This window comes from Pseudomonas sp. SG20052, from assembly GCF_031766055.1.
Classification (GTDB): Bacteria; Pseudomonadota; Gammaproteobacteria; order Pseudomonadales; family Pseudomonadaceae; genus Aquipseudomonas; species Aquipseudomonas mandelii.
The window spans coordinates 2,017,171-2,042,525 of record NZ_CP134498.1 but is presented as its reverse complement, the minus strand read 5'-3'; the positions used below and the strand labels follow the sequence as shown (position 1 = coordinate 2,042,525).

27 protein-coding genes and 3 pseudogenes are annotated in these 25,355 nt (G+C 61.1%); 17 read left to right on the top strand and 13 right to left on the bottom strand.

Features of this window, described 5'->3' with window-relative positions; translation table 11 throughout:
- Window positions 1-55: 55 nt before the first annotated feature.
- From RHP74_RS09320 to RHP74_RS09310, 3 genes are all read right to left on the bottom strand, one after another.
- Window positions 56-1,213, bottom strand: a complete 1,158-nt coding sequence (locus tag RHP74_RS09320) for a cysteine desulfurase family protein (protein ID WP_010461142.1) — start codon at window positions 1,211-1,213, stop codon at window positions 56-58.
- 204 nt (window positions 1,214-1,417) lie between these two features.
- Window positions 1,418-2,029 (bottom strand): LysE family translocator, encoded by a 612-nt coding sequence (locus RHP74_RS09315; protein WP_145308576.1) that lies wholly within the window; start codon window positions 2,027-2,029, stop codon window positions 1,418-1,420.
- A gap of 102 nt (window positions 2,030-2,131) precedes the next feature.
- Complete coding sequence (locus RHP74_RS09310; RefSeq protein WP_010461147.1) at window positions 2,132-2,401, bottom strand: hypothetical protein; 270 nt, start codon at window positions 2,399-2,401, stop codon at window positions 2,132-2,134.
- Between the two features lie 117 nt (window positions 2,402-2,518).
- Here RHP74_RS09310 and RHP74_RS09305 point away from each other — a divergent pair.
- Window positions 2,519-2,707, top strand: a pseudogene (locus tag RHP74_RS09305) (sigma-54-dependent Fis family transcriptional regulator); the annotation flags it as partial.
- On the opposite strand, the gene RHP74_RS09300 reads toward RHP74_RS09305, so the two are convergent.
- Window positions 2,704-3,069, bottom strand: coding sequence for an antibiotic biosynthesis monooxygenase (locus tag RHP74_RS09300; protein ID WP_154503919.1), 366 nt, complete (start codon window positions 3,067-3,069; stop codon window positions 2,704-2,706). The pseudogene RHP74_RS09305 and the gene RHP74_RS09300 sit on opposite strands and share 4 nt — an antisense overlap.
- 95 nt (window positions 3,070-3,164) lie before the next feature.
- On the opposite strand from RHP74_RS09300, the gene soxR reads away from it, so the two are divergent.
- A complete protein-coding gene (soxR, locus tag RHP74_RS09295; protein WP_010461153.1) occupies window positions 3,165-3,632 on the top strand; it encodes a redox-sensitive transcriptional activator SoxR in 468 nt (155 codons plus the stop codon).
- A gap of 118 nt (window positions 3,633-3,750) precedes the next feature.
- Here soxR and RHP74_RS09290 read toward each other — a convergent pair.
- Window positions 3,751-3,837 (bottom strand): annotated as a pseudogene (locus RHP74_RS09290) (methionine ABC transporter substrate-binding protein); the annotation flags it as partial.
- A gap of 120 nt (window positions 3,838-3,957) precedes the next feature.
- On the opposite strand from RHP74_RS09290, the gene RHP74_RS09285 reads away from it, so the two are divergent.
- The 3 genes and pseudogenes from RHP74_RS09285 (at window position 3,958) to RHP74_RS09275 (ending at window position 6,501) form a co-directional block, all read left to right on the top strand.
- Window positions 3,958-4,416, top strand: coding sequence for a VOC family protein (locus RHP74_RS09285; protein WP_311099035.1), 459 nt, complete (start codon window positions 3,958-3,960; stop codon window positions 4,414-4,416).
- A 241-nt stretch (window positions 4,417-4,657) separates the two neighbouring features.
- Window positions 4,658-5,533 carry an alpha/beta hydrolase gene (locus tag RHP74_RS09280; protein WP_311099033.1) on the top strand — a complete coding sequence of 292 codons (876 nt, stop codon included), beginning with the start codon at window positions 4,658-4,660 and terminating at the stop codon, window positions 5,531-5,533.
- 18 nt (window positions 5,534-5,551) lie between these two features.
- Window positions 5,552-6,501, top strand: a pseudogene (locus tag RHP74_RS09275) (LysR substrate-binding domain-containing protein).
- 96 nt (window positions 6,502-6,597) lie between these two features.
- Here RHP74_RS09275 and leuD read toward each other — a convergent pair.
- The gene (gene leuD, locus RHP74_RS09270; RefSeq protein WP_083374676.1) at window positions 6,598-7,212 is read right to left on the bottom strand and encodes a 3-isopropylmalate dehydratase small subunit; all 615 of its coding nucleotides are present in this window, start codon (window positions 7,210-7,212) and stop codon (window positions 6,598-6,600) included.
- Window positions 7,209-8,630 (bottom strand): 3-isopropylmalate dehydratase large subunit, encoded by a 1,422-nt coding sequence (leuC, locus tag RHP74_RS09265; protein ID WP_311099031.1) that lies wholly within the window; start codon window positions 8,628-8,630, stop codon window positions 7,209-7,211. The genes leuD and leuC overlap by 4 nt, the downstream gene beginning before the upstream one ends.
- Before the next feature lie 404 nt (window positions 8,631-9,034).
- Between leuC and RHP74_RS09260 the strand changes: the two genes are divergently transcribed.
- The 8 genes from RHP74_RS09260 to RHP74_RS09225 are packed head-to-tail and all read left to right on the top strand — an operon-like array spanning window position 9,035 to window position 15,271.
- A complete protein-coding gene (locus tag RHP74_RS09260) occupies window positions 9,035-10,228 on the top strand; it encodes a PepSY domain-containing protein (protein WP_010461167.1) in 1,194 nt (397 codons plus the stop codon).
- Window positions 10,225-10,767: a hypothetical protein gene (locus tag RHP74_RS09255; protein WP_010461169.1), complete on the top strand. Its 543-nt coding sequence runs from the start codon at window positions 10,225-10,227 to the stop codon at window positions 10,765-10,767. Before RHP74_RS09260 ends, RHP74_RS09255 begins: the two co-directional genes overlap by 4 nt.
- Window positions 10,764-11,087, top strand: a complete 324-nt coding sequence (locus tag RHP74_RS09250) for a hypothetical protein (RefSeq protein ID WP_010461170.1) — start codon at window positions 10,764-10,766, stop codon at window positions 11,085-11,087. Before RHP74_RS09255 ends, RHP74_RS09250 begins: the two co-directional genes overlap by 4 nt.
- On the top strand, window positions 11,084-11,656 hold the full coding sequence (locus tag RHP74_RS09245; RefSeq protein WP_311099028.1) for a DUF6162 family protein: 573 nt from the start codon (window positions 11,084-11,086) through the stop codon (window positions 11,654-11,656). Before RHP74_RS09250 ends, RHP74_RS09245 begins: the two co-directional genes overlap by 4 nt.
- 35 nt (window positions 11,657-11,691) lie before the next feature.
- On the top strand, window positions 11,692-12,618 hold the full coding sequence (locus tag RHP74_RS09240) for a metal ABC transporter solute-binding protein, Zn/Mn family (protein WP_311099026.1): 927 nt from the start codon (window positions 11,692-11,694) through the stop codon (window positions 12,616-12,618).
- Window positions 12,615-13,472 (top strand): metal ABC transporter ATP-binding protein, encoded by an 858-nt coding sequence (locus tag RHP74_RS09235; RefSeq protein WP_311099025.1) that lies wholly within the window; start codon window positions 12,615-12,617, stop codon window positions 13,470-13,472. The genes RHP74_RS09240 and RHP74_RS09235 overlap by 4 nt, the downstream gene beginning before the upstream one ends.
- Window positions 13,472-14,371: a metal ABC transporter permease gene (locus RHP74_RS09230; RefSeq protein WP_010461179.1), complete on the top strand. Its 900-nt coding sequence runs from the start codon at window positions 13,472-13,474 to the stop codon at window positions 14,369-14,371. The genes RHP74_RS09235 and RHP74_RS09230 overlap by 1 nt, the downstream gene beginning before the upstream one ends.
- Entirely contained in the window at window positions 14,372-15,271 is a 900-nt protein-coding gene (locus RHP74_RS09225; protein ID WP_311099023.1) for a metal ABC transporter solute-binding protein, Zn/Mn family, read from the top strand. It abuts the gene before it with no gap.
- A gap of 187 nt (window positions 15,272-15,458) precedes the next feature.
- On the opposite strand, the gene RHP74_RS09220 is transcribed toward RHP74_RS09225, so the two are convergent.
- From RHP74_RS09220 to RHP74_RS09200, 5 genes are all read right to left on the bottom strand, one after another.
- The gene (locus RHP74_RS09220) at window positions 15,459-15,686 is read right to left on the bottom strand and encodes an MbtH family protein (protein ID WP_010461182.1); all 228 of its coding nucleotides are present in this window, start codon (window positions 15,684-15,686) and stop codon (window positions 15,459-15,461) included.
- Between the two features lie 81 nt (window positions 15,687-15,767).
- The gene (locus RHP74_RS09215; protein WP_311099021.1) at window positions 15,768-17,180 is read right to left on the bottom strand and encodes an aspartate aminotransferase family protein; all 1,413 of its coding nucleotides are present in this window, start codon (window positions 17,178-17,180) and stop codon (window positions 15,768-15,770) included.
- 77 nt (window positions 17,181-17,257) lie between these two features.
- Window positions 17,258-17,743, bottom strand: a complete 486-nt coding sequence (locus RHP74_RS09210) for a GNAT family N-acetyltransferase (RefSeq protein WP_010461187.1) — start codon at window positions 17,741-17,743, stop codon at window positions 17,258-17,260.
- A gap of 218 nt (window positions 17,744-17,961) precedes the next feature.
- Window positions 17,962-19,287 (bottom strand): ATP-binding protein, encoded by a 1,326-nt coding sequence (locus RHP74_RS09205; RefSeq protein ID WP_077747886.1) that lies wholly within the window; start codon window positions 19,285-19,287, stop codon window positions 17,962-17,964.
- Entirely contained in the window at window positions 19,284-19,967 is a 684-nt protein-coding gene (locus RHP74_RS09200) for a response regulator (protein WP_311099017.1), read from the bottom strand. The genes RHP74_RS09205 and RHP74_RS09200 overlap by 4 nt, the downstream gene beginning before the upstream one ends.
- Before the next feature lie 290 nt (window positions 19,968-20,257).
- Between RHP74_RS09200 and RHP74_RS09195 the strand changes: the two genes are divergently transcribed.
- The 4 genes from RHP74_RS09195 to dsbG all read left to right on the top strand — a co-directional run bounded on the left by RHP74_RS09195 (window position 20,258) and on the right by dsbG (window position 24,387).
- Window positions 20,258-20,956, top strand: a complete 699-nt coding sequence (locus RHP74_RS09195) for a hypothetical protein (RefSeq protein ID WP_311099015.1) — start codon at window positions 20,258-20,260, stop codon at window positions 20,954-20,956.
- Between the two features lie 82 nt (window positions 20,957-21,038).
- Window positions 21,039-22,775 carry a protein-disulfide reductase DsbD gene (gene dsbD / locus RHP74_RS09190; RefSeq protein ID WP_311099013.1) on the top strand — a complete coding sequence of 579 codons (1,737 nt, stop codon included), beginning with the start codon at window positions 21,039-21,041 and terminating at the stop codon, window positions 22,773-22,775.
- Window positions 22,775-23,641: a TlpA disulfide reductase family protein gene (locus RHP74_RS09185; protein ID WP_077747889.1), complete on the top strand. Its 867-nt coding sequence runs from the start codon at window positions 22,775-22,777 to the stop codon at window positions 23,639-23,641. The genes dsbD and RHP74_RS09185 overlap by 1 nt, the downstream gene beginning before the upstream one ends.
- Window positions 23,617-24,387 carry a thiol:disulfide interchange protein DsbG gene (gene dsbG, locus RHP74_RS09180; RefSeq protein ID WP_311099010.1) on the top strand — a complete coding sequence of 257 codons (771 nt, stop codon included), beginning with the start codon at window positions 23,617-23,619 and terminating at the stop codon, window positions 24,385-24,387. Before RHP74_RS09185 ends, dsbG begins: the two co-directional genes overlap by 25 nt.
- A 115-nt stretch (window positions 24,388-24,502) precedes the next feature.
- On the opposite strand, the gene RHP74_RS09175 is transcribed toward dsbG, so the two are convergent.
- Entirely contained in the window at window positions 24,503-25,315 is an 813-nt protein-coding gene (locus RHP74_RS09175) for an alpha/beta fold hydrolase (protein WP_077747891.1), read from the bottom strand.
- Window positions 25,316-25,355 lie beyond the last annotated feature (40 nt).

Genomic DNA, 25,355 nt, shown 5'->3' with positions numbered 1-25,355 from the left:
GCTAATCACTTCATCATTATTGTTGAGTGCCGATCAGTGCCGACACTTTCAGACCTTATTGCCAGAATGCCGGAGCACTGGCGCAGGCCGCTTTAATCAGTTGTGCCGCTTGGTCGACATCCTGTTCGGTGGTGAACCGGCCGAGGCTCAAGCGAATCGTGCGACCCGCCGAGCGGGCGTCATGCCCCAGGGCCAGCAGCACATGGGACGGGGCATTGCTGGCGGAGTTACAGGCCGAGGTCGCAGAAAACGCGATCGAGCTGCTCAGCGCCGCAGAATTGAACTCGCCTTCGTTGAAGGTCAGGCTCAGGGTATGAGGAATGCGTTGGGTCGGGCTGCCATTGAGCCGCACGCCGGGGATGCTCAGCAGTTGCTCGAGCAAGCGTTCGCGGAGCCGCACGATCGTGGCTTTTTCCTCGTCGAATGCGGCCGCCGCCAAGGCGAAGGCCACACCCATCGCAGCGATCTGATGAGTCGCCAAGGTGCCGGAACGCAAACCGCCCTCGTGACCGCCACCGTGAATCTGCGCCAGCAAACGCTGGTGCGCGCGCGGGCCGACGTACAGGGCGCCGATGCCTTTAGGGCCGTAGATCTTGTGCGCCGAAAACGACATCAGGTCCACCGGCAAGCGGGCAAGATCGATTGCCACTTTGCCCGCGCCCTGGGCGGCGTCGACATGGAACAGTGCATCACGATCACGCACCACCTGGCCGATGGCTGCAATGTCATTGACGGTGCCCAGTTCATTGTTGACCAGCATCAGCGACACCAGAAAGGTGTCTTCGCGCATCGCCTCGCTGACCGCTTGCGGGGTAATCAGGCCCTCGGCGTCAGGCACCAGATACGTCACGGCAACGCCTGTGTCCTGCAACTGTTTCGCCGTATCGAGGATTGCCTTGTGTTCGATCTGGCTGGTAATGATGTGTCCGCCGGACACCCCGCGGGCCTGGGCCACGCCCTTGAGGGCAAGGTTGTTCGATTCGGTGGCGCCGGAGGTCCAGACGATCTGGTCCGCCTGAGCGCCGACCAGTTCGGCGACCTGACGCCGCGCCTGCTCGACCGTTTGCCGGGCCTGCTGGCCGAAGGCATGGGAGCTGGACGCCGGGTTGCCAAAGTTGCCGTTGAAACCCAGGCACTCGACCATGACCTTGATGACCCGCTCATCCACCGGCGTGGTGGCGGCGTAGTCAAAATACAGAGGACGTTTATTCATAGAAGACTCGCAGAGCATGTTCCGGGATCAGGAGGCTCGTCACTGAACGCTCAAAGCGCAACCTCGTGAGTTGCGCCGACCGTTCAGAGCGTTAGAAATACCTGATCGGAGGCCGTTAAAGAAGAACAACTTCATTTAAAAGTGCGTAGGAACGCTCCTGAAGTCGAGCTTAACAGGCATCGGCCAACCGGTTGAAGCGATGTGTCAGCTAAAGCTCTCGAGCAACAACGGATACAGCGAAGCCACCAACAGCAGGGCCATGCCCCAGTTGAACAGGCGCAACCAGCGACGATCCTTCAACACATTGCGCAACAACGTGCCGCATCCGGCCCAGACGCCGACGCTCGGCAAATTGATCAAGGCAAAGACCGCAGCAATCACGATCACATTGGTGAAGTAGCCCTGCATCGGCGTGTAGGTGCTGATGGCACCGATCGCCATGATCCACGCCTTGGGATTGACCCACTGAAACGCCGCCGCACCGAGATAGCTGATGGGTTTGCTGTCGCCCTTTTCACTCTCGGAGACCGGACCGGAATGGGCGATTTTCCACGCCAGGTACAACAGGTATGCCGCGCCGACGTAGCGCAGCACCGTATAGAGCAACGGGTAGGTTTGAAACACGGCACCCAGGCCGAAACCGACCGCCAGGACGAGGACAAAGAAACCACACGTGATGCCCAGCATGTGCGGAATGGTGCGGTGAAAGCCGAAATTCACGCCCGATGCCAGCAACATGGTGTTGTTCGGACCAGGGGTAATCGAGGTGACGAGGGCAAACAGGGCGAAGCCCAGCAGCAGATCGAGCGAGAGCATGAGCGGTAGTCCAATCAGGGTCAGTCAGGTGTTGACCCTATCGCACGCCTCCGGGGAAACCCATGGACAGTTACGTGAAACTTCGAACGGTACAGTTTGAGATCAGCTTGGACGACCGTGAAGCTGTACAGCACGTTCAGCGTTCATCTCGCCATGTTTGTCGAAACCGACCGGTTTTTGCGGCAGGCCGAGCAATTCGGCTTTTTTCGCATGGTACTCGTCGAAGGACAAACCGCGACGATTCAAGTCCTCCAGCGCCAGTTCCCGAGTTTCTTCAGCGGTATAGGGTCGCAATTCGGGTGAAACATGGCTGGCACATCCGGCAAGAACGGAGACCGCGAGCAGCAGGAAAGTGGCGATTAGAGGTTTCATGGGTGGCGTCCTGGCATCTGGGTTCGGGGCAATGAACACAGGCTACCCGCCCCCTTCGAAGGGCAGAAATCAACGCTCTCGATAGTGGCTATCGAATTTGGCTAATACCGTTTAACCATTGAACACACGTTGTTGCGCGCAGCGTATCGCCTCAGCCATTACAACCAGGTGCACACCGCTGCCCTGCTGGGCTTGAGCCACAACGTCACGCGCACACGACTGATCAAGATCGGCGAACGGGCGGTGAACAAGCGCCGGCCCACGGAAAACGTGCAAGGCGAGCGCCTGATGCAATTGTCGATTTAACTCACCAGATTGCAGTGCAGCGCGTAGTCATGGCTACGTTCCAGACTGTGCAACACCTGGAACGAGCCGAACGTCACGGTTTTCGCCTGATGCGCGCGAATCAGCTGCCAGAAATCCTGCTCGCCGCTTTCAAAGCTCTGAAACGCGGCTTCCCCCGCCTCGCGAGTTTGCCATTGCAGGTAGTTGAGCACCCGCCGACCGTCGTCGCTGGCCTGGATGCTCGCACTCAAAAACCCGCTGTAGCCTTGGGCCAGGCGCTCGGTCTGCTTTGACAAGGCCGACACCAACGCGGGTTGCTGATGGGGTTCGATCTCGAATTCGATCAACTGGGTGAAGCTGCGATTTTTCTCTGGCGCTTGCATGAAGAGTCCCCACTGACGTGTAAGCCGGACCTTGCGATCCGAAGGCTTGCAGGGTAAAACCTCGACTTAACTAGAGGTCAAGAGGCATTTTTCAAATGATCACCCCGGAACATCTGCACAAGGAACTCACTGTCGGCCAATTGGCCGCGCGCAGCGGCGTGGCGGTCACGGCCCTGCACTTTTACGAGTCCAAGGGGTTGATCAAAAGCAATCGCAATCAGGGCAACCAGCGGCGTTATCCGCGGGAAGTGCTGCGGCGGGTGGCGTTGATCAAAGTCGCGCAGCGCCTGGGAATTCCGTTGGCGGAGATTGGCGAGGCACTAAAAGCCTTGCCGGATAACCGAGCGCCGACGGCGGCGGACTGGAAGGTGATGTCGGCGCAGTGGAGTCGGGATCTGGATGAGCGGATCAGTCAATTGACCTTGCTGCGGGACAAGCTCAATGGCTGTATCGGCTGCGGGTGTCTGTCGATGGAGGCGTGTCCGTTGCGTAACTTTGGCGATGTGCTGGGGGAACAGGGGCCGGGGGCGCAGCTGTTGGAATCCGGGGCAGATCCGAAATAGCGGCGTGGCCTTCGCGGGCAAGCCTCGCTCCTACAGGATTGCGTGTTACTGGCGAACGACACAAAACCTGTAGGAGCGAGGCTTGCCCGCGAAGGCGTCCTCAAGGCAGACCGAAAGCTTAGAAACCCGGCGCAATCTGTCCTTTGCAGCGTGTCAGGATGAACTGCCGAAACTCATCGGAGCTCAACGCCTTGGCCCGTTTCTGCAAACAGTGGCGCTGCTGCTCGTCGGGCACTCAGTGGCGCAAAAAGCGCTGACCTATAGTTATCCGACCGGAAATCGGCGAAGGAACACCTTCAATTCACAACAACAAGGGAGAACCGTCATGAGCGTCAAACCCATTCCAGAGGGTTATCACAGCATCACGCCTTATCTGGGCATTCAAAAAGCGGCCGAAGCCATCGAGTTCTACAAGAAGGCTTTTGGCGCCACGGAAGTCATGCGTCTGTCCATGCCTGATGGCGGGATTGGCCACGCCGAGCTGAGGATTGGCGATTGCCCGATCATGCTCGGTACGCCATGCGATCAAGGGCCGTTGAGCAATCCCGACACATCGCCGTCCGTGGGGCTGCATTTGTATGTGACCGATGTGGACAAGTCCTATAAACAGGCAATCGCGGCGGGTGGAACGGTGGTGTCCGAGGTCAAGGATCAGTTTTATGGCGACCGTTCAGGGACGTTGAAAGATCCCTATGGGCATTTGTGGTTCCTGGCCACGCGCAAGGAGGATTTGACTCAGGAGCAGATCGAGCAGCGGGCCAAGAAGATGTTTCAGCAGGGTTGAATACTTCAACGTCTGAGCGTGCCTCTTCGCGGGCAAGCCTCGCTCCTACAGGGGGTGCGTGGTTCCGGATATTTGCGAACGAAACAATCCCCCTTAGGAGCGAGGCTTGCCCGCGGAGGCGGCATCCCTGACACCACAGATCCCTCGAACACACTTCATGAACAAGCGCACCACGTTTCACGCCTTGCCCTCACGGCGCAACACTTTCAGGATGCAGACCACTACAACAAGGACTCGCCTCATGTTCGCCGGATTCCTGAAAGACCAGCGCCACGTCAACGGTGTGGACATTGCCTACCGCATCGGCGGCAGCGGACCTGGCCTGCTGTTGCTGCACGGTCACCCGCAGACCCACGTCATCTGGCACAAGGTTGCCGAGCAACTGGCCAAGCACTTCACCGTGATCGCCGCCGATTTGCGCGGTTACGGTGACAGCAGCAAACCACCGGCCAGCGACCACCACACCCACTACTCCAAACGAGAAATGGCCAAGGACAGCGTCGAGCTGATGAAGGCCCTGGGCTTCGAGCAGTTCTCGGTGCTGGCCCATGACCGTGGCGCTCGCGTAGCCCATCGCCTGGCGCTGGATCATCCCGCTGCCGTGCAACGCATGGTGCTGCTGGACATCGCTCCCACCCTGTCGATGTACGCGCAAACCAACGAAGCCTTTGCCCGCGCCTACTGGCACTGGTTCTTTCTGATCCGTCCGGCCCCGCTGCCGGAAACCCTGATCGAAGCCGACCCCGACGCCTATCTGCGCAGCGTGATGGGCAGTCGCAGCGCCGGGCTCAAGCCGTTCACCGCCGATGCCTTCGGCGAATACCTGCGCTGCCTGCAACTGCAGGGCACCGCGCGCGGCATCTGCGAGGACTACCGCGCCAGCGCCAGCATCGATCTGGAACATGACCGCGCCGATATCCAGGCAGGTAAATATCTGCACCTGCCGTTACTGGTGCTATGGGGTGCAGAAGGCACGGTCGGGCGCTGTTTCGAGCCGCTCAAGGAATGGCAACACGTGGCCACCGACGTGCGTGGCAAGGCCTTGCCTGCCGGCCATTACATCGCTGAAGAAATCCCCGAACTGCTGCTCGCCGAAGTGCTGGGCTTCCTGCGCTGATCGCTGCGTCCCGCTGCTATGCTGGCGGCTCATGCCGCCAGTGTTCGTTCTGCCATGACCACCAAGAAAGACAACGTGCCCCTACCCGAAGACCTGCGTGTACTCCTCACCGTGATCCGCAAGAGCGGTTTCGCCGCCGCGGCCGATGAGCTGGGCCTGTCGCCCGCCTATGTCAGCAAGCGCATCCAGATTCTCGAAACCACCCTCGGCACCCGCCTGCTCCATCGCACCAGTCGCCGCATCGCCCTGACCGAGGACGGTGAACGGGTCCAGCGCTGGGCGTTGCGCATTCTCGATGACTTCCAGCAACTGCACGACGAACTCTCCGACGCCCACGACAGCCCTCGCGGGCGCCTGCATCTGTGCAGCAGTTTCGGTTTCGGCCGTCATCACGTGGCGCCAGCCGTTTCGTTGCTGGCCGAGCGTTATCCGGAGCTGGAGATTCGTCTCGACCTGTTCGACCGGGTGGTGGACATCGTCAATGAAGGCTTCGATCTTGAGATCCGTGTCGGCGACGACATTCCCGGCCAGCACATCGGTCGGCAGTTGGTGAGCAATCGACGGGTTGTCTGCGCAGCGCCCGGTTACCTGCAACAGCAGGGCATGCCGCAGACCTTAAATGAACTGGAGCAGCATCATTGCCTGGTGATCAAGGAGCGCGATAACGCGTTCGGCATCTGGAATCTGGAACGTAACGGGGTTCAAGAAAGCGTGCGGGTCAGCGGCCCGCTGTCATCCAACAACGGCGAGATTGTCTTGCAGTGGGCACTGGACGGGCGCGGTGTGGTGCTGCGGTCATTGTGGGACGTGAAACCGCTGCTGATCAGGGGCGGCTGGTGCAGTTGCTGCCCGAATACAGTCAGAGCGCCAACGTCTGGGCGGTGTACCCGACGCGGCTGGCGTACTCGGGGAAGCTGCGGGCGTGTGTGGAGTTTTTGCAGGAGCATTTCAAGGGGTTGTCGGTTTGATTGGTTGTGTCAGGGCGGGCCCTTTCGCGGGCAAGCCTCGCTCCTACAAGGATTGCGCAGAACCTAAAGAAGAGAGGCTTGCCCACGAAGGCGATTTCAGCTCAGCCAGGGGTTGGCAGCCAGGTGATTACGTTCGAAGGCTTTGATTTGCTCGCTGCGCTGCAGGGTGCTGCCGATGGCGTCGAGACCCAGCAGCAGTGCGGTTTTGCGCAGGGTGTCGATCTCGAACGAGATGACTTTACCGTCGTGGAGGCGAATTTCCTGTGCCTCGAGATCAACGTTGATGAGCGCGCTGTCCGGCTGACTGACCACGTGCCCAAGCCGCTGCGATACGGCTTCATCAAGGGTGATCAGCAACACTCCATTTCGCTGGCAGTTGTCATAGAAAATCCCGGCAAAGCTACTGCCGATCAACGCCCGAATCCCCATCTGCCGCAAGCCCCAGACCGCATGTTCGCGGCTCGACCCACAGCCAAAGTTCGGCCCGACCACCATGAAACGTGCGCCTTGCCACGCCGGTTGGTTCAGCACGAACTCAGGGTTTGGTGAACCGTCGGGCAAAAATCGCAGGTCAAAAAACAAACCGCGATCCAGCCCGGCGCGGTCGATGCCCTTGAGAAACTGCTTGGGCATGATCACGTCGGTGTCGATATTGGCGGCGAGCATCGGCGCCGCCTGACCGGTGACCTGGGTGAAGGGTTGCAGGCTCATGCGCGGTCTCCAAAGTGACGGATGTCGGTGAGGCGGCCGGTGATCGCCGCGGCGGCGACCATGGCCGGGCTCATCAGGTGCGTGCGCGCGCCCGCGCCCTGACGGCCTTCGAAATTGCGGTTGGTGCTGGAGGCGCAGCGGTCGCCCGGCGCCAGCACGTCGTCGTTCATCGCCAGGCACATCGAGCACCCGGACTGGCGCCACTCGAACCCGGCCTCGATAAAGATCGCCGCCAGGCCTTCGGCCTCCGCCTGATTGCGCACTTCGGTGGACCCCGGCACGATCATCGCCCGCACGTGCCCGGCGACATGTTTGCCACGCACCACGCTGGCGGCGTCGCGCAGGTCTTCGATGCGCGCGTTGGTGCAGGAGCCGATAAAGGCGTGGCTGATGACGATGTCGCTCAGCGGCATCCCGGCTTCGAGGCCCATGTAATTCAGGGCGCGGCGCATGTCCTGACGCAGGATCAGGTCGCTGACGTCTTGCGGGTCCGGCACGCGCGCGCCGATCGGGGAAGCCTGATCCGGGCTGGTTCCCCACGTCACCATTGGTTCCAGAGCGCTGGCGTTCACCTGGACTTCACGGTCGAAGTGCGCGCCCGCATCGCTGTGCAAGGCGCGCCACTTCTCCACCGCTTGCTCCCACAACGCGCCTTTGGGTGCGCGGGGTTTGCCCTTGAGGTAGGCGAAGACTTTCTCGTCCGGGGCCATGAACGCGCCCCGCGCCCCGGCCTCGACGGCCATGTTGCAGATGGTCATGCGTGCTTCGACGCTCAAGGCATCGATGGTCGAACCGCGAAACTCGATGGCGTAGCCGGTGGCACCCGAGGCGCCGATCTGGCCGATCAGCGCCATGATCACATCTTTGGACGTCAGCCCCGGCGCCAGCGCCCCCTCCACCGTCACGCGCATGCTTTTCAGGCGTTTGTAGACCAGCGTCTGAGACGCCAGCAGGTGTTCGATTTCCGAGGTGCCGATGCCGAAACCAAACGCACCGAGGGCGCCATAGGTTGTGGTGTGGCTGTCGCCCGCCGCGATGACCATGCCCGGCAGAATGAAACCCTGCTCCGGCGCAATGACGTGTTCGATGCCTTGGCGTTTGTTGAGGATGTCGAGCAGTTCGATGCCGAAATCACGGCAGTTTTCCGCCAGGTACGACACCTGTCGCGCACCGCCGGGGTCCGGCATCGCGGCGATGCGCACCGGGGCGGTGGGGTTGACGTGATCGACCACCGCCAGCGCTGTGCCGGCCCGCCAGACCCCGCGTCCGGCCTCGCGCAACCCGCTGAACGCTTGGGGGCTGGTGTATTCGTTGATGACCTGGCGATCGATGTACAACAGGACGTGACCCTGGTCATCGAGGCGACACACCGTGTGGGAATCGATGTGTTTGTCGTAGAGAGTTCTTGCTGGAGGCATGGAAAGGCTCGCTCAGGCTCGCGGGTGAAAGGCGTCTGAGCTCCATCTTAGGGAGTAGGACATCGCCATCAATGGCCGGACAGTGATCCCGTGAACCATGGTTCGTGTTGGATCGGTTCCCCCCCGGTAGGAGTGAGCCTGCTCGCGATAGCGGTGTGCCAGTTACGTTGAAGCGGGCTGAACGATCGCTATCGCGAGCAGGCTCGCTCCTACAGGGGTTGTCTGCGCGCCGACCGGAACGCGAAACATTTTCTTTCACATTGTCGTTCGGGATTTCCGTTCCTCATCCGTCCTATATAGATGCAGTCAGTCCGCGTAGGCAAAAGCCACGGACGACTTTTCATGGACCTCATCGCTGGGAAGCCCGCAGCAGAGGCCTTCCCATCGATACAAGACCTTTAATCATGTCGAAGAAATCCCGCTCCAAACTCTGGTTTCTGGTCCATAGCTGGCTGGCCTTGCCGATCTGGTTTTTCGTACTGATCGTCTGTGTCACCGGCACACTGGCGGTGGTCAGTCAGGAAATTGTCTGGCTGGCCAACCCGCAGATGCGCGCCAGCCAACCCACCGACGACGCACCGCTGCTCAGTTATGACCAGATCGTCGCCGCCATCAAGAAGGCGGAACCGAACACCCTGGTCGAGGCCATCAGCCGGCCCGACGAGTCGCACTTCGCGCTCGATGTCGATGTCAGCTACCCCGACGGGCGCTCGGTGAAGGTTTACGTCAACCCGTACAGCGGCGTGATTCAGGGCGCCGCCCCGCCATTCAATTTCCAGGCCTTCACCCGTGCATTGCATGGCTGGTGGCTGGTGCCGTTCACCAACGGTTACAGCTGGGGCTGGTACCTGGTGTCGTTCCTGAGCTTGCCTTTGCTGGCGTCTTTGGTGACCGGGCTGGTGGTCTACAAGCGCTTCTGGAAAGGTTTCTTTAGACCGACGTTACGCATCCGTCATGGCGCGCGGATTTTCTGGGGCGACTTTCACCGCCTGAGCGGCATCTGGTCGATCTGGTTCATCGCGGTGATTTCCATCACCAGCACCTGGTTCCTCATCCAGGCGTTCATGTTCGATAACCAGGTGTCGATCTCCACCGCGCCGGTGGCCTTGGTGGTTCCACGTGAGAGCGTGCCGGTGAGCACCGATGGCTCGCCAGCGCCGATGATCAGCCTGGAAGCCGCGATTGCCCAGGCCAAGGAACGCATCCCGGGTCTGGAAGACAGCTTCGTCAGCCTGCCCGCCAACGCCTATAGCTACCTCACGGTGGGCGGTCGCAGTTGGTATCCGTTGATGTTCCAGACTGCCGAGATCAACCCGTACACCGGCGATATCGCCGCCACCCGCCTGCTGTCCGACCGATCCGGCCTGGAGTTGGTGACCGAATCCATGCGGCCGCTGCACACCGGTGATTTCGGCGGCCTCTGGATCAAGCTGATCTGGTTCTTCTTCGGTTTGATCCTGAGCATGATGGTCCTTAGCGGCCTGCTGATCTGGACCAAGCGCACCGCCCTGGCCACGGCCAATGCCCTCAAGCGCAAAGACAAACGTCCTCGCACCGCCGCTGTCGATCGCCGCGAAACCACGGAGGTCAGCCAATGAGCCTGTTCACCGCTGAAAAACCAGCCTCGAAACTGAGCCGCTTCTGGCACAAATGGCGCTTCCACATCAACGTTCTGCTGCTGCTGGTGCCGCTGGGGTTCATGCCCAAATACTTTGCCGACGCGGCGCTGTTTCGCGGCGACACCGGCCTGGGTGAGCGGGAAATCGGTGAAGTGCAGGTCGGGCCCTGGAGCCTGCGCCTCGCCGAGTTGCGCAACGAAGCCCCGACCCTCGATGGCCCGGCCGGCCACATGAAGAGCTTCAACGCGGCGCTGTGCGACAGCTGCCGCGACCAGGTCAAGGCGACGTATCTGCGCATCGGCAAACCCCGCAGCCTGCGCGCCGCCGGGGTGATTTTCTTCGGCACGCCGTACCGCATGGGCGCGATGCTGCCGATCCCCGAAAAGACCAAAGCCGACGCCGAACTGTGGATCACCATGGAAGGCTGGGACGGCGCGATGCATCAAGCGTCGATCCCCCTGAGCCAGGCATCCCCCGCCACCCTCGCGTGGCTGAACAAACAAGGAGGCAAACCATGATGCTACGTTCTCTAAACGCGGTTTTACTGGTGCTATGCGCCGGGTTCAGCGCCAGCGCCCTGGCCCACAACCCGATGTGCGAATGCAAAGCCATCGACGCCGAACAAATCAAATGCACGGGCGGTTTCTCCGACGGCAGCGGCGCACCGGGGGTGACGCTGGATGTGATCGGCTACGACGAAACCATCCTGGTACCGGGCAAGCTCGGCGCCGATTCGACCCTGACTTTCAAGAAGCCCGGTGCCGAATTCTACGTGTTGTTCGACGCAGGCCCCGGCCACGTCGTCGAGATCGACCAAGCGGACATCGAAGCCCCATGAGTACGCCTACCACGCACGTCGTCCGCCCGGCAGGTGCCGGCCATGAAACCCTGTATGTGTTGCTGTTGTGCCTGATGATCCTGGCGATAGCCGGTTCGGTCGTCGCCTGGCGCCATGAGCCTCAGGAAGTCAGCAGCGTAGGCAGCCATCAGTTGGATGCCCGTCGCGATCTGAGCGCATCCGAGCAAGGCATCTATGCCGACCTGCGGGTAACGCTGGACGAGATTCATCTGCTGCGTCAGGAACAGCAAGCGCTGCCGACGCCCGCAACGCTTGCCGATGAAGGCTTTGCACCATTTGCCCAGGACGCCAGTTCCGTCAGCCGTGGCGGCCATGCCTGGCAGCTGCTCGACGCCAAGGCCTATTTCGGTCAAAGCCAGACGCCCGCCGTGGCCGGTTCGTTTCTGATGCGCCTGACTGCTGGCGACGATGCCCCTGACGTCTGGCTCAATCGCGACAAAGCCCTCGCGGCCCCGACCGATCTCACTGACGCCGCGCTCGAAAGCGCCGGCTGGCAGCAGATCGTCGCGCAATTCGATGCCGGCGTGACCCGCCAGCACCGGCACTGAACCCTCGCCTTCACCCGAGAGAAGACCGCTTTCCCATGCCTATTTCATCTCAACGCTCATTCCTGCGCCCGCTGCTGGTCGGCTTGCTTGCCTTGTTGCTGACGCCACTGGCCAGCGCCGAGGATGCCAAGCGCCTGCGCATCGGCATTACCCTGCACCCTTATTACAGCTACGTGGCCAACATTGTCGGTGACAAGGCCGAAGTGGTGCCGCTGATTCCGGCCGGTTTCAACCCGCACGCCTATGAGCCCCGCGCCGAAGACATCAAGCGCATCAGCGGGCTCGACGTGGTCGTACTCAATGGCGTCGGTCATGACGACTTCGCCGACCGCATGATCGCCGCCAGCGAAACGCCGAACGTCCCGGTGATCGAAGCCAACGAAAACGTGTCGCTGCTGGCGGCCACCGGCACCGCCGCACGCGGGGCCGGCAAGGTGGTGAACCCGCACACCTTCCTGTCGATCAGCGCCTCCATTGCCCAGGTCAACAACATTGCCCGGGAACTGGGCAAGCTCGACCCGGCCAATGCCAAGACCTACACCCAGAACGCCCGCGCCTACGGCAAGCGCCTGCGGCAAATGCGCGCCGACGCCCTGGCGAAACTGACCCAGGCACCGAACGCCGAACTGCGAGTGGCCACGGTGCACGCGGCTTATGACTACCTGCTGCGCGAATTCGGCCTCGAAGTGACCGCCGTGGTCGAGCCGGCCCACGGCATCGAGCCGAGCCCAAGCCAGCTGAAAAAGACCATCGATCAACTGCGGGAACTGGACGTGAAGGTGATCTTCTCCGAGATGGATTTCCCGTCCAGCTACGTCGACACCATCCAGCGTGAGTCCGGGGTGAAGCTGTACCCGCTGTCGCACATTTCCTATGGCGAATACACCGCCGACAAGTACGAAAAGGAAATGACCGGCAACCTCGACACCGTGGTTCGGGCGATTCAGGAGTCGGGGAAATGACGGCGAAAGAAACCATCAGCGAGTCGCCTGTGGGTGCGGGAGCGACCACGCCCGCGAAGGTGTCCAGTCATTCGACATCATCGCTAAATGACCCACCGCAATCGCGAGCAGGTCGAATCGTCGCGCCGTCACTCCCACAGGTTTCGGGGCCGACGCTGGATTTTGCGCAGGTCAGTTTGACGCTGGGGCGCACGACGATCCTCGACAACGTGACCTTCCAGGTCCAGCCCGGCAGCGTGCATGCGCTGGTCGGCCCGAACGGTGGCGGCAAGAGCTCGCTGATCAAGACTCTGCTCGGACAGATGCCACATCAAGGTCGCTTGAGCCTGCAATGGCCGGGCACACCCGGGACCATCGGTTATGTGCCTCAGGCGCTGGAATTCGACCGCGGCCTGCCCATGACCGTCGACGATTTCATGGCCGCGATGTGTCAGCGTCGTCCGGCGTTCCTCGGTGTGAGCAAGCATTACGCAGCCGCGATTGGTGAAGCGCTGGAACGGGTCGGCCTGCAGGACAAGCGCAAGCGGCGCATGGGCGCGTTGTCCGGTGGGGAGCGTCAGCGCGTGTTGCTCGCTCAAGGCTTGATCCCGGCGCCGCAGTTGCTGGTGCTCGACGAGCCGATGTCGGCCCTCGATGAGGCCGGTATCCAGGTGTTCGAGCGATTGCTCGGCGACTGGCGCCAGAGCGGCATCACCGTGTTATGGATCGAGCATGATCTGGAAGCCGTCGGGCGTCTGGCCGACCGGGTGACCGGACTCAATCGTCGGGTGCTGTTCGATGCCACGCCGAAACAGGCGCTGACCCCGGAACGCCTGCTGACCCTGTTCTCGACCCATCCACGGAGCGCTGCCTGATGAGTTATGAAGCCTTTCGCTTGATGGTTCAGGGTTGGGCGTCTTCGGGTTATCTGCCTGAAGCGCTGGCCTATGGTTTTGTGGTCAACGCCCTGCTCGCCGGTTTGCTGATCGGGCCGGTGCTGGGCGGTCTGGGCACGCTGGTGGTGGTCAAGCGCTTCGCGTTTTTCTCCGAAGCGGTGGGTCACGCGGCATTGACCGGCGTGGCCGTCGGCATCCTGCTCGGCGAACCTTACACCGGGCCTTACGGCAGCCTGTTCGGTTACTGCCTGCTGTTCGGCATCCTGCTCAACTACCTGCGCAACCGCACCGGGCTGGCGCCGGATACGTTGATCGGTGTGTTCCTCTCGGTGTCGTTGGCCCTGGGCGCGAGCCTGCTGCTGATCCTGGCGGGCAAGATCAACGTGCACATCCTCGAAAACGTGCTGTTCGGTTCGGTGCTGACGGTCAACGGTAACGATCTGCTGGTGCTGGCCATCGTCGGTTCGCTGGTCATGGCGCTGGCCTTGCCGCTGTACAACCGCATCATGCTGGCCAGTTTCAACCCGCAGCTGGCGGCGGTTCGTGGTGTGGCGGTGAAGACCCTGGATTATCTGTTTGTGATTCTGGTGACCCTGATCACCGTGGCCGCAGTGAAAGTCATCGGCGCGATTCTGGTCGGTGCGCTGCTGGTGATTCCCGCCGCAGCGGCACGCTTGCTCAGCCAGTCGCTGAAGGGTTTCTTCTGGTGCTCGGTGCTGATCGCCACGGTCAGCACGCTGTGCGGGATCCTCGCGCCGATCGTCTTCGACCTGCCCATTCCGTCCGGTGCCGCGATCATTCTGGTCGCCGGTATCGCCTTCGCCCTCGCCGCCATCGCCCGTGGTGTTGTCCCAAGCCTGAAAGGGAATATCGGATAAATGTCTTTTTCTCTGCGTCAACTGACCCTTGCCGTCGCCCTGTGCGGGCTGGTCACTACCCCCTTTGCAGCGGACACAAAACCCCTGCGCGTGCTGGCGTCCTTGCCGATCACTTACGGGCTGGGTGAAGTCTTGCTCAAGGGCACCGACGTCACCCTTGAACGTGCTGCGCCGACGAACCTGCCGGGCAGCCGTCAGACCGCGTACTTCACCGGTCGTGGCGCTCCGGCGCTGGCCAGACTGGCGACCGACGCCGATGCGGTGATCGGTCTGCGCTCACTGTGGGCAGACGATCCGCTGTACCCGATTGCCCGGCGCAGCAACATTCGTATCGTTGAAGTCGACGCCGCCCGCCCGGTGGACGGCGCCCTGCCTGGCATCGCCGTGCAGCCGGGCAATAAGGTCGACGGCTTGAACAGCCAGCCGTGGCTTTCCAGCAACAACATGGGGCGGATGGCGGATGTGATGGCGGCGGACCTGGTGCGCCTGGCGCCCGAGGCCAAGCCTGCGATCGAGGCTAACCTGGCGGCACTGAAACAGCGCTTGCTCAAGCTCAGCGCGGACAGCGAAGCGCGATTGGCCAGTGCCGATAACCTCACTGTAATGAGCCTGAGCGATCACTTCGGCTACTTGATCGGCGGGTTGAATCTGGAGCTGATCGGCCTCGATGCACGGCCGGACGCCGAGTGGACACCTGAAGCACTCAAGCAATTGGGCGCGACGCTGAAGGACAATGATGTGGCGGTGGTGTTGCATCATCGCCAGCCGTCTGAGGCGGTGGAAGCGGTGATCGCAGAGGCAGGCAGTCGGCTGGTGGTGTTGAGTGTCGACGCGGCGGATCCGGTGGCTGAGCTGGAAGGGAATGTGGATCGGGTGATCAAGGGGTTGAGCGGGGTTTAACGTCAGTGAGTCCACGTTATCGTTCATCGCGAGCAGGCTCGATCCCACAGGGGATTTGTGTCACGCCATAGATCCAATGCAGGAGCGAGCCTGCTCGCGAAGGCGGCCTGACAGGCGAGACACATTCCAGACATGAAAAAGCCCGCTGACTGCCACCAGTCCAGCGGGCTTCCTTTTGCGTCGTGCCTTAGTTAGCCACCGCCGCCTGCTCGTCCATCTTCTGACGCAAGCTCAACGGACGCATGTCGGTCCAGGTTTCTTCGATGTAGGCCAGGCATTCCTTTTTCAGGCCGCTCTTGCCCACGGTGCGCCAGCCGGCAGGCACCGCTTTGTAGTCGGGCCAGATCGAGTATTGCTCTTCGTGGTTGACCACGACCTGAAAGAGGATGTCCTCGCGGTCGAATACTGACGTCATGCTGTGTCTCCATCGCTGTAGGGTGGGCTGCGCGGCGTGCGCAGCCGGTATGTAGAAGGAACGTTGCGCGGCGCAAAAAATTTAGAGGCTGGCGGTGGCTGCGGCCATGGCCCGGCCGAAAATCTCGGCCACCCGATCGATTTCTGCGGAGGTAATCACCAGCGGCGGCAGGAAACGCACCACGCCGCCGTGACGCCCACCCAGCTCAAGAATCAGCCCGCGCTTGAGGCATTCACGCTGCACCAGCGGCGCCAGGCGACCGAAGATCGGCGGATGCCCCAATGCATCGGGCGCACCCGTCGGATCGACCAGCTCAACGCCGAGCATCAAGCCGCGCCCGCGAATGTCGCCCAATTGCGGGAAGTCCCGCTGCAGAATGCGCAGGTGCTCGCTCAGGCGCTCGCCCATGGCGGCAGCGTGCTCGCAGACCTTGTGTTCGGTCAGGTAACGCATCACCGCAGAACCCGCCGCCATGGCCATCTGATTACCGCGGAAAGTCCCGGCATGAGCGCCCGGCAGCCAGGTGTCGAGCCAGTCGCGGTAAACCACGACGGCGAGTGGCAGACTGCCGCCGATGGCTTTGGACATGACCACCACGTCCGGAATGATCCCCGCGTGCTCGAAGGCGAACATCTTGCCGGTGCGAGCGAAACCGCTCTGGATTTCATCGAAGATCAGCGCCACGCCGGCCTGTTCGGTGATGCGCCGCAGGCCGCGCAGCCAATCGAGATCGGCCGGGATCACCCCGCCCTCGCCCTGCACCGCTTCGACGATCACCGCCGCCGGCAATTGCACGCCGGCCTCTGGATCATTGAGCAGGTTTTCCAGGTAGCTCAGGTTGACCTTCACCCCTTGCGCACCGCCGAGGCCGAACGGGCAGCGGTAGTCGTAGGGATACGGCATGAACTGCACGCCGTTGCTGAGCAAGGCGCCCAGCGGCTTTTTCGGCCCCAGGCTGCCCATCAGGCTCAGCGCGCCCTGGCTCATGCCGTGATAACCGCCCTGGAATGACAACACGGTGCTGCGTCCGGTGGCGGTGCGCACCAGTTTCAGGGCGGCTTCCACCGCGTCGGTGCCGGTGGGGCCGCAGAACTGGATCTTGGCTTCAGCAGCCAACGCCGCCGGCAGCAAACCGAACAGGTCCTGGACGAATTGATCCTTGACCGGCGTGGTCAGGTCGAGGGTGTGCAGCGGCAACTCATCGCTCAGCACTTGCTGGATCGCTTCGATCACCACCGCATGGTTGTGCCCCAGGGCCAATGTCCCGGCACCCGCCAGGCAGTCGATGAAACGGCGACCTTCGACGTCTTCGACATAAATGCCCTTGGCGCGCTTGAGCGCCAGGGGAATGCGTCGCGGGTAACTGCGGGCATTCGATTCCTGCTGGTTTTGACGGGCCAGCAACGGCGATTCATTGAACTGATACAGCGTCTCGACCGGCGCCGGAGCGATCCGGGCCGACTGATCTTCCATTAGGCTGGTAGCGACTGACATCTCTCGACCCCTCAATAAGGTTTTCCTGTTCTGGAAACGCATCAGGGCGCCGAGGATTTAGACCCTCGATCAGCTTTCTATGAAGGCGGTGTCAGTGCCTTATGCATGGGAATGGCATGGAGCCCGGCCACGATGAAGATTTCAGCGCAGGGCCGGTACCCCAAATGGCGATAAAAAGCCTCGCTGGTGCGGGTGCTGTTGAGGCGAGCCTGGCCCAGTCCCTGATTGATCAACCAGCCTTCGAGGTCGTGAACCAGCGCCTCTCCGGCACCGCGACGAAACCATTCCGGCTGCACATAGCAGAACGCGACCTTGCCACTGATCGCCGCCATGGCGACGCCGACCGGCTTGTCCTGCAACAGGGCGATGTTCAGGTACAACCGTTGGTCGGTCAGCCACGGTTGCACGTGCTCGATGGTTTTGTTGTGGGTCCAGGTGGCGACGGTTCTCGGGTCGTTGCGATGGTCGAGCGCGCAGCCGACACGAATGGAGCGCTCGACGATCCGACTGATGATGCCGGCGTCGGCGGGGGTTGCCTTGCAGATGTGAATCGATGCATCCATGGCGCTGTTACCTCAATCCATTGAGAAAAAGCTGCCGGGGACGATAGCGCTGTGGCGAGTCGCTGACTAATAGAGAGAAGTTACATTTGATGTGCAACACAGCCTCCCTTGTGGGAGTGAGCCTGCTCGCGATGGCGGTGTAACAGTCAACATGGATGTTGGATGTTATGGCCTCATCGCGAGCAGGCTCACGCCCACAGGGGAAGTTGCGGTGTTGGTTAGAGGGGTTGTAGCGGCATGGTCAATTCAACCCGCAACCCATCCGGCCGGCTGTCGAAATGCAGGGTGCAACCGCACCGCTGAACAATCGCCTGGACAATCGCCAGGCCCAATCCGCAGCCGGTGCTCTGGCCGTTGCGCCAGAAACGTTGGGTCAGGTGTTGCAGGTCGTCATCGGCAATGCCCGGGCCGTGGTCGCGGACCAGAAAGCGTGCGCGACTGCCAGTGGTTTCCAGGCTCAGTTCCACCGATCCGTCGCCCGGGGTATGGCGCAGGGCGTTGTCCAGCAAGTTGCGCAATGCGGCGATCGACAGCACCGCGGGCATCTGCACCGGGGCATCGGAGAACTTCGCTGGCATGTGCAGCTTGATCCGCCGACGATCACCGCTGGCCGCATCCTGAATCGCCAGTTTCGCCACCTGTTCGGCGCTGCATTGCACCCCGTCGTCGAACGACAAACTGCCCTCGACCCGCGCCAGCAGCAGCAATTGCTCCAGCGTGCGGTGCATGCGGTCGGCGCCCTCTTCTGCCCGTGCCAGGGACTGATCCCGGGCCGCGCCATCAGTCATGCGCGCCACTTGCAGATGGGTTTTGATTGCGGTCAGGGGGCTGCGTAATTCGTGGGCCGCGTCGCCGGTCAGGCGGCGTTCGCGCTCGATGGTCTTGCCGATGCGCTGGAACAGCTGATTCTGGGTGTCCAGCAACGGTTGAAGCTCGCTGGGCAGCGGCTGGATCTGCAAGGGTTCGAGCGAATCGGCGCTGCGGCGCATCAAGGCATCGCGCATCCGGTTGAGCGGCGCCAGCCCCTGGCCAATCCCCAGCCACAACAGGCACAGGCAGCCAAGCAACGCCACGCCCACCGGCACCGAAGCGGCCAGCAGGATCGACATGTTCAGCGCCTCACGCTCGATCTGCCGATCCGCCGTGGTAATGCGCAGATCACCGCGAGCCAGGGTGAAGCTGCGCCACGGCGCGCCGTCGATCATCTGATCGTGGAAGCCCATTTTCTCGGCTTCCAGGGTTTGTTGCGGATCGGTGTGACTGCGGGCGAGGATTTCGCCGCGCAACGAGCTGACCTGACAGGCCATGCCACCCGGAATATTCAGTTGTTCCGCGCTGAAATGGGTGCCCTCGCCCTTGCTCGGCAACGCGGGCAATTGTTCCATCAGGCCGGCGACCATGCGCGCCGATGCCACCAGCCGCTGGTCGAGGGAAAACATCATTTGGTTGCGCAGGTCGCTGAGCATCCAGGCCGCCGCCAGGGCCCAGATCAGCGCAAAAGCGGCGCCGAGCGTCAGGCTCAGGCGCAAACGCAGGCTCATCACTTTTTCATTTCCTCTCCACCATCGGCCGGTCCCAGGCGATAACCCAGGCCGCGCACGGTCTCGACAATGCCATTGCCGAGTTTGCGCCGCAGGTGATGGATATGCACGTTGAGGGCGTTGCTTTCCAGTTCGTCATTGAAACCGTAGACGCTGTCCTTCAATTGTTCGGTGGACAGCACTCGGCCACGGTTATGCAGCAAGGCTTGCAACAGCGACTGTTCACGCCGCGAAAGGTCGACGGACTGGCCGCCGAGCATGGTTTCCCGGCTGCTCGGGTCGTAGGTCAGACGGCCGTGTTCGATCAGGTTGACGCTGCGCCCCGCCACGCGTCGCAACAAGGTGTGCAGACGGGCGGCGAGTTCACGCAGGTCGAACGGTTTGAGCAGGTAATCGTCGGCGCCGGCCTGCAAGCCATCGACGCGGTCAGTGACCGAATCCCGCGCCGTGAGAATCAGCACCGGAATCTCCAGGCCACTGTGGCGCAACTGCTGCAACAACTTCAGGCCGTCCTCATCGGGAAGACCAAGGTCGAGCACCATGACGTCGAACTCAGCCACCTTGAGCATCGCCCGGGCAGCCGATGCCGTGGCGACGTGCTCCACCGTCAGGCCTTGTGCGGTGAGGCCGGCGACAATGCCGCTGGCGATCAGCGCATCATCTTCACAAACCAGTACGTGCATGGGCGCTCCATGAGTAAAAACGCGAGTCAAGCAGATGTGGATTAAGGCGCAATTATGTCAATTGCGAGGGATGACGAATAGCCCGGCTTTCTGTCACCCAATCAAATCAAACTTATTCATTCACCTTAGTTGCAAAGCGACACAAACAACCTCAAAAAAAACTCTTATTGATTTTCGTAAAGCGATAAGCTCAATCCGCAACTAATTCACAACACAAAAACATGACAACCTGACCACAAACCTGCTCTTGAACAACCAACAAACGTTTAACTATTGAAAGGAACAACAACATGCCAATCTTGAAAAACTTTGTCACCGTCGACTGGCGCTCTGGCAAAGATGGAATTCATTTCTTCTTCAAAGACATCAATAAATACTCTCGTTACAGCCTTGGCGACAGGCAAGTTCCAAAGGGATACCCGAGCGATATTTCATACGGCAATTGGAATGACTTTCACGCCCATGCCAAAAACCTACGCTTTGGCTTAACCACCACTGATCTGATCAATGAATCTGAAGGTTATGACTCTGACGCAACATGGTTGTTTTTTTACGAAGGCACTACACCGACCGTCTGCAAGTATAATCAAGACACCGATAGAGCCAGTTATATAAAGCCTGTGGAAAATACTGGATGGGCTCCCATTCTTCCTTATTTCGATCGTATCATCGCAGTAACGTGGTGGACCCTAAACGAAACGGGCCACATATTTAAGTTCATCATGAGCGACGGAAAGCACTTCCAATTCAACTACAAAAGCAACTATTACAAACAACCCTCCATCTCCCCGACCGCCTGGAGCGGACTGTCCCCCTACCTCGACCGAATTATTACCGGCGTGCAAAAAGACAGTAATAGTGACGACAATTATTTCTACATTTTCCTGACTGGCAACGAATACATCATCTACAACCTGCAAATGAATCGTATGCATTCTGGCCCGCACCCGGTGAATGAGGTGAATTGGCCCGGATTGCTACGAGACTGAGAATCTGTCGACTCGCGGTTAATCATCGGTTAATCGCCGCCTCCCATTGTGCACCTCACTTGCACAGGGATAAGGCTTACCCATGCGTCGACTGTTTCTTCTTTTTGTTCTCTTGATCTCGGGTGTGGCCCAGGCAGGGACCAATCCGTTCGATACCAAACCTGAATTTTTACCGGTGGAAAAGGCCTTTGTCTTTACTTCCGAGCGCCTTGAATCGGGTGAAACGCAGCTCGTTTGGCAAATTAACGACGGCTATTACCTTTACCAGAAACGCCTGAAATTCGAGGGGTTGCCCTCGGAGCAACAGCCGCCATTACCCGAAGGTGAAGCGCACAGTGATGAGTTCTTCGGCGAACAACCGGTGTATCGCCAAGGCCTGGAGCTGAAGATTCCGGCGGGCGCCACCGGGCAGATCAAGGTGGGCTTCCAGGGGTGTGCGGATGCCGGATTGTGCTATCCGCCGCAAACCCAGGTCGTGGACCTGGGTGGCAACGTTGCGGGCGCAACCAACGAAGCACCGGATCAGGCCCTGGCCAGCGGCCTGCAACAACGGGCGCTGGGCTGGAGCTTGCTGGTGTTCTTCGGTCTGGGCCTGCTGTTGGCCTTCACCCCTTGCTCGTTGCCGATGCTGCCGATACTGGCCGGGTTGATCGTCGGCAGCGGCGCCACGCCCAAACGCGGTTTCGCCCTGGCGACCAGCTACGTGGTGAGCATGGCGCTGGTGTATGCGGCGATGGGTGTGCTGGCCGCGCTGCTTGGTGCGAACCTTCAGGCGCTGTTGCAGAACCCCTGGCTGCTGGGCAGCTTCGCGGCGATATTTGTCCTGCTGGCGTTGCCGATGTTCGGTTTCTTCGAGCTGCAACTGCCGGTGGCGGTGCGTGATCGGCTGGAAAATGTGTCGCGCAATCAGCGTGGCGGCAGTCTGATCGGTGCCGGTGTGCTCGGGGCCTTGTCGGGGCTGCTGGTCGGCCCGTGCATGACCGCGCCATTGGCCGGCGCCCTGCTCTACATCGCACAAAGCGGTAATGCGTTGCATGGCGGGCTGATTCTGTTCGCAATGGGCATCGGCATCGGTGTGCCGCTGTTGTTGCTGGTGACCGTGGGCAATCGCTTCCTGCCCAAACCCGGCGCCTGGATGAACCTGCTCAAAGGCGTGTTCGGTTTCCTGTTCCTCGCCACCGCCCTGCTGATGCTGCGCCCGGTGCTGGATCAATCGCTGTGGATCGGTTTGTGTGGCGCCTTGCTGCTGATTGCCGCCTATAGCGCCTGGAAACAGTCGGAAGGTTTTGGCCGCGTCGCCCATCTGTTCGGCGCCAGTGCGCTGTTGCTCGGGATGTGGGGCGGTCTGCTGATGATCGGGGCCGCCGGGGGCAGTGATGATTTGCTCAAACCGTTGCAGGTCTACAGCGCTTCCGCCTCTTCCGGCAATGCCGCTCGCCCGACCGGCCATGAGGCCTTCACCACGATCAACAATCCGCAAGCGCTGCAACAGGAACTGGACGCCGCCCAGGCTCAGGGCCAATGGGTGCTGCTGGACTACTACGCCGACTGGTGTGTGTCGTGCAAGGTCATGGAAAAACAGGTCTTCGGCAAAGCCCATGTGATGGCAGCGCTGAGCGATGTGCGCTTGCTACGGCTGGACGTCACCGCCGACAATGCCGACAGCCGCGAACTGCTCGGCCGTTATAAAGTGCCGGGGCCACCGAGTTTTCTGTGGATCGGCGCAGACGGCCAAGAGCGCCGCAGTCAGCGCATCACCGGCGAGGTCGATGCCGACACTTTCCTGCAACGCTGGACCATCACCCGAGAGGCCCGTTAATGCTGACCTTTACCCTCGGCACTTTTGCCATCGCGCTTAACCATCTGCTGCTGATCAGTGCCCTGGCGCTGGCGACGTTTGTCGGCTGGCGGGTGGCCAAGCGCGGTGGCGAGAACCCCGAGTCGGCGCTGTTCAGCCTTTTTTTGCTGGGCATGCTGGCGGCGCGGGTCGGGTTCGTCGGCGCCTACTGGGCCCACTATCGCAACGATCCGTGGCAGATCATCGACCTGCGCGATGGCGGTTTCCTCGCCTGGCCCGGGGTGATTGTGCTGCTGCTCACCGCGCTGTATCGCGGTTGGCGCCGACCGGGTCTGCGCCGCCCGCTGGGGTTTGGCGTGGCCAGCGGGTTGGCATTCTGGCTGCTGGCGACTTTCTCTCTGAGTATTTACGAACAAGGCACGCGCCTGCCGGAAATCGCCCTGCGCAACGCCGCCGGCGAAACCGTGCAACTGGCGGACTACAAGGGTGGGCCGCTGGTCATCAATCTCTGGGCCACCTGGTGCCCGCCGTGCCGCCGGGAAATGCCGGTGCTGGAAAACGCCCAGCAACAGCGTCCGGACCTGACCTTCCTGTTCGTCAATCAGGCCGAAAGCATGCAAAGCGTCAGCACCTTCCTCGAAACCCAAGGCCTGAGCCTGACCAACGTGCTGTTCGACGGCAGCGGTCGACTGGGTCAGGCCGTGGGTTCCATGGCATTGCCGACTACGCTGTTCTATAGCCCCGACGGTCGATTGTTGGGCAGCCATTTGGGTGAACTCTCGGATGCCAGCCTGGCCCGCGCCCTGGAAAACTTCGACACCCCTTCTCCTGCCGTACCGGCCACCTCTTCAAGGAAACTGCCATGCCCCGCCTCCGCCACCTGCTGACGCTGACTCTGGGCGCAGCGCTGCTGCACCTGCCGTCGGTGCAGGCCGCCGAAGAATTGCCTGAAGCGATCAAGAAGATCGAAGCCAAGGGCGCGAAAATCGTCGGTCAGTTCGACGCACCCGACGGGCTGCGCGGTTACGCCGCCCAGTACCAGAACCGCGGTATCGCGCTGTACCTGACCCCGGACGGCAAGCATGTACTGCTGGGCAATCTGTACGACGCCGAGGGCAACGACCTGAGCAGTGCACCGTTGCAGAAACTGGTCTACGCGCCGATGTCCAAGGAAGTCTGGGCCAAGATGGAAGCCAGCAACTGGATCGCCGACGGCAAAAAAGATGCGCCACGCATCGTGTACTTGTTCAGCGACCCGAACTGCCCCTACTGCAACATGTTCTGGGAACAGGCTCGGCCGTGGGTCAATGCCGGCAAAGTGCAGCTGCGGCACATCATGGTCGGGATCATTCGCGAAGACAGCCCGGGCAAATCCGCCGCGCTGCTAGCCGCCAAGGACCCGAGCAAGGCGCTGGAAGATCACGAAAAATCCGGCAAGGGCAGTTCGCTGAAAGCCCTTAAGGACGTGCCGCCGGCGATTCAGGCGAAATTGGCGGCGAACATGCAGTTGATGGAAGACCTGGAACTGCAGGCCACCCCGGCGATTTTCTACATGGACGACAAGGGCGAGCTGCAACAGCAGCAAGGCGCGCCTTCGCCGGACAAGTTGATGAAGATTCTCGGGGCCAAGTAGTTTGCTGCAGAGACTTTGTGACCACACCGGCCCCATCGCGAGCAGGCTCGCTCCCACATTTGAATGCATTCCCCTGTGGGAGCGAGCCTGCTCGCGATGGGGCCAGCAAGATCGACTAATTTCTCTCGGCTAAAAACTTCAACAACGCCTCCGTCACAAACGGCGGATTCTCCAGATTGGAGATATGCCCCGCCTCCGGCACCAGCACATACGGGCAGCCAATCAACCCGGCCATTTCCTTCGTTTCCGACGGCGGCCGCGGTTTGTCCTGATCGCCACACATCACCAGCGTGGTGGCAGGGTTCAGCTCGCCCAGACGCGGCAACAGATCATCCCGCCCAAACGTAATCCGCCCCATCGGCACAATGCTTTCACGCAGACGTTCGGACGGCAACGCCGCCAGTTTCGCGCGAAAATCCTGATACAGGGCCGACTGTGGATCGATGCCCGGACGGAAGAAAATCGGCACCACGATGTCGAGCAACTGCGGCGCGATCACGCCGGTGTCTTCGATCTGTTTGAACAGCGAGAAATAGTATTGGCGAGTCGGTTCCGGCTCGACGCCGACGTAAGTGTCCATCAGCACCAGGCCATTGATCCGCTGTGGCGCTGACAGCGCCAGTCGCACGCCCCACATGCCACCGACCGACAGACCGACCAGCGTGACACGATCAACGTCCAGATGATCGAGCAGCGCCAAGGCCTGGCGGGCGATGTCATCCAGCGACTTCGTGCCTTCGGGAAGTGGCCCGGATTCACCGTGGCCCCACAGGTCCAGGGCAATGACCCGATAGTGTTGCGACAACGCAGCAATCTGCGGTGCCCACATGGCCTGGTCCCACAGGTAGCTGCCGGCCAGCAATACGGCCGGGCCGGTGCCTTGATCGATGTAGTGAAGGGGCTGTCCGTCAATCGTTACAAAGGGCATTAACTGTCTCCTTTTTGAAGGGAATTCAACAAAAAAAGCA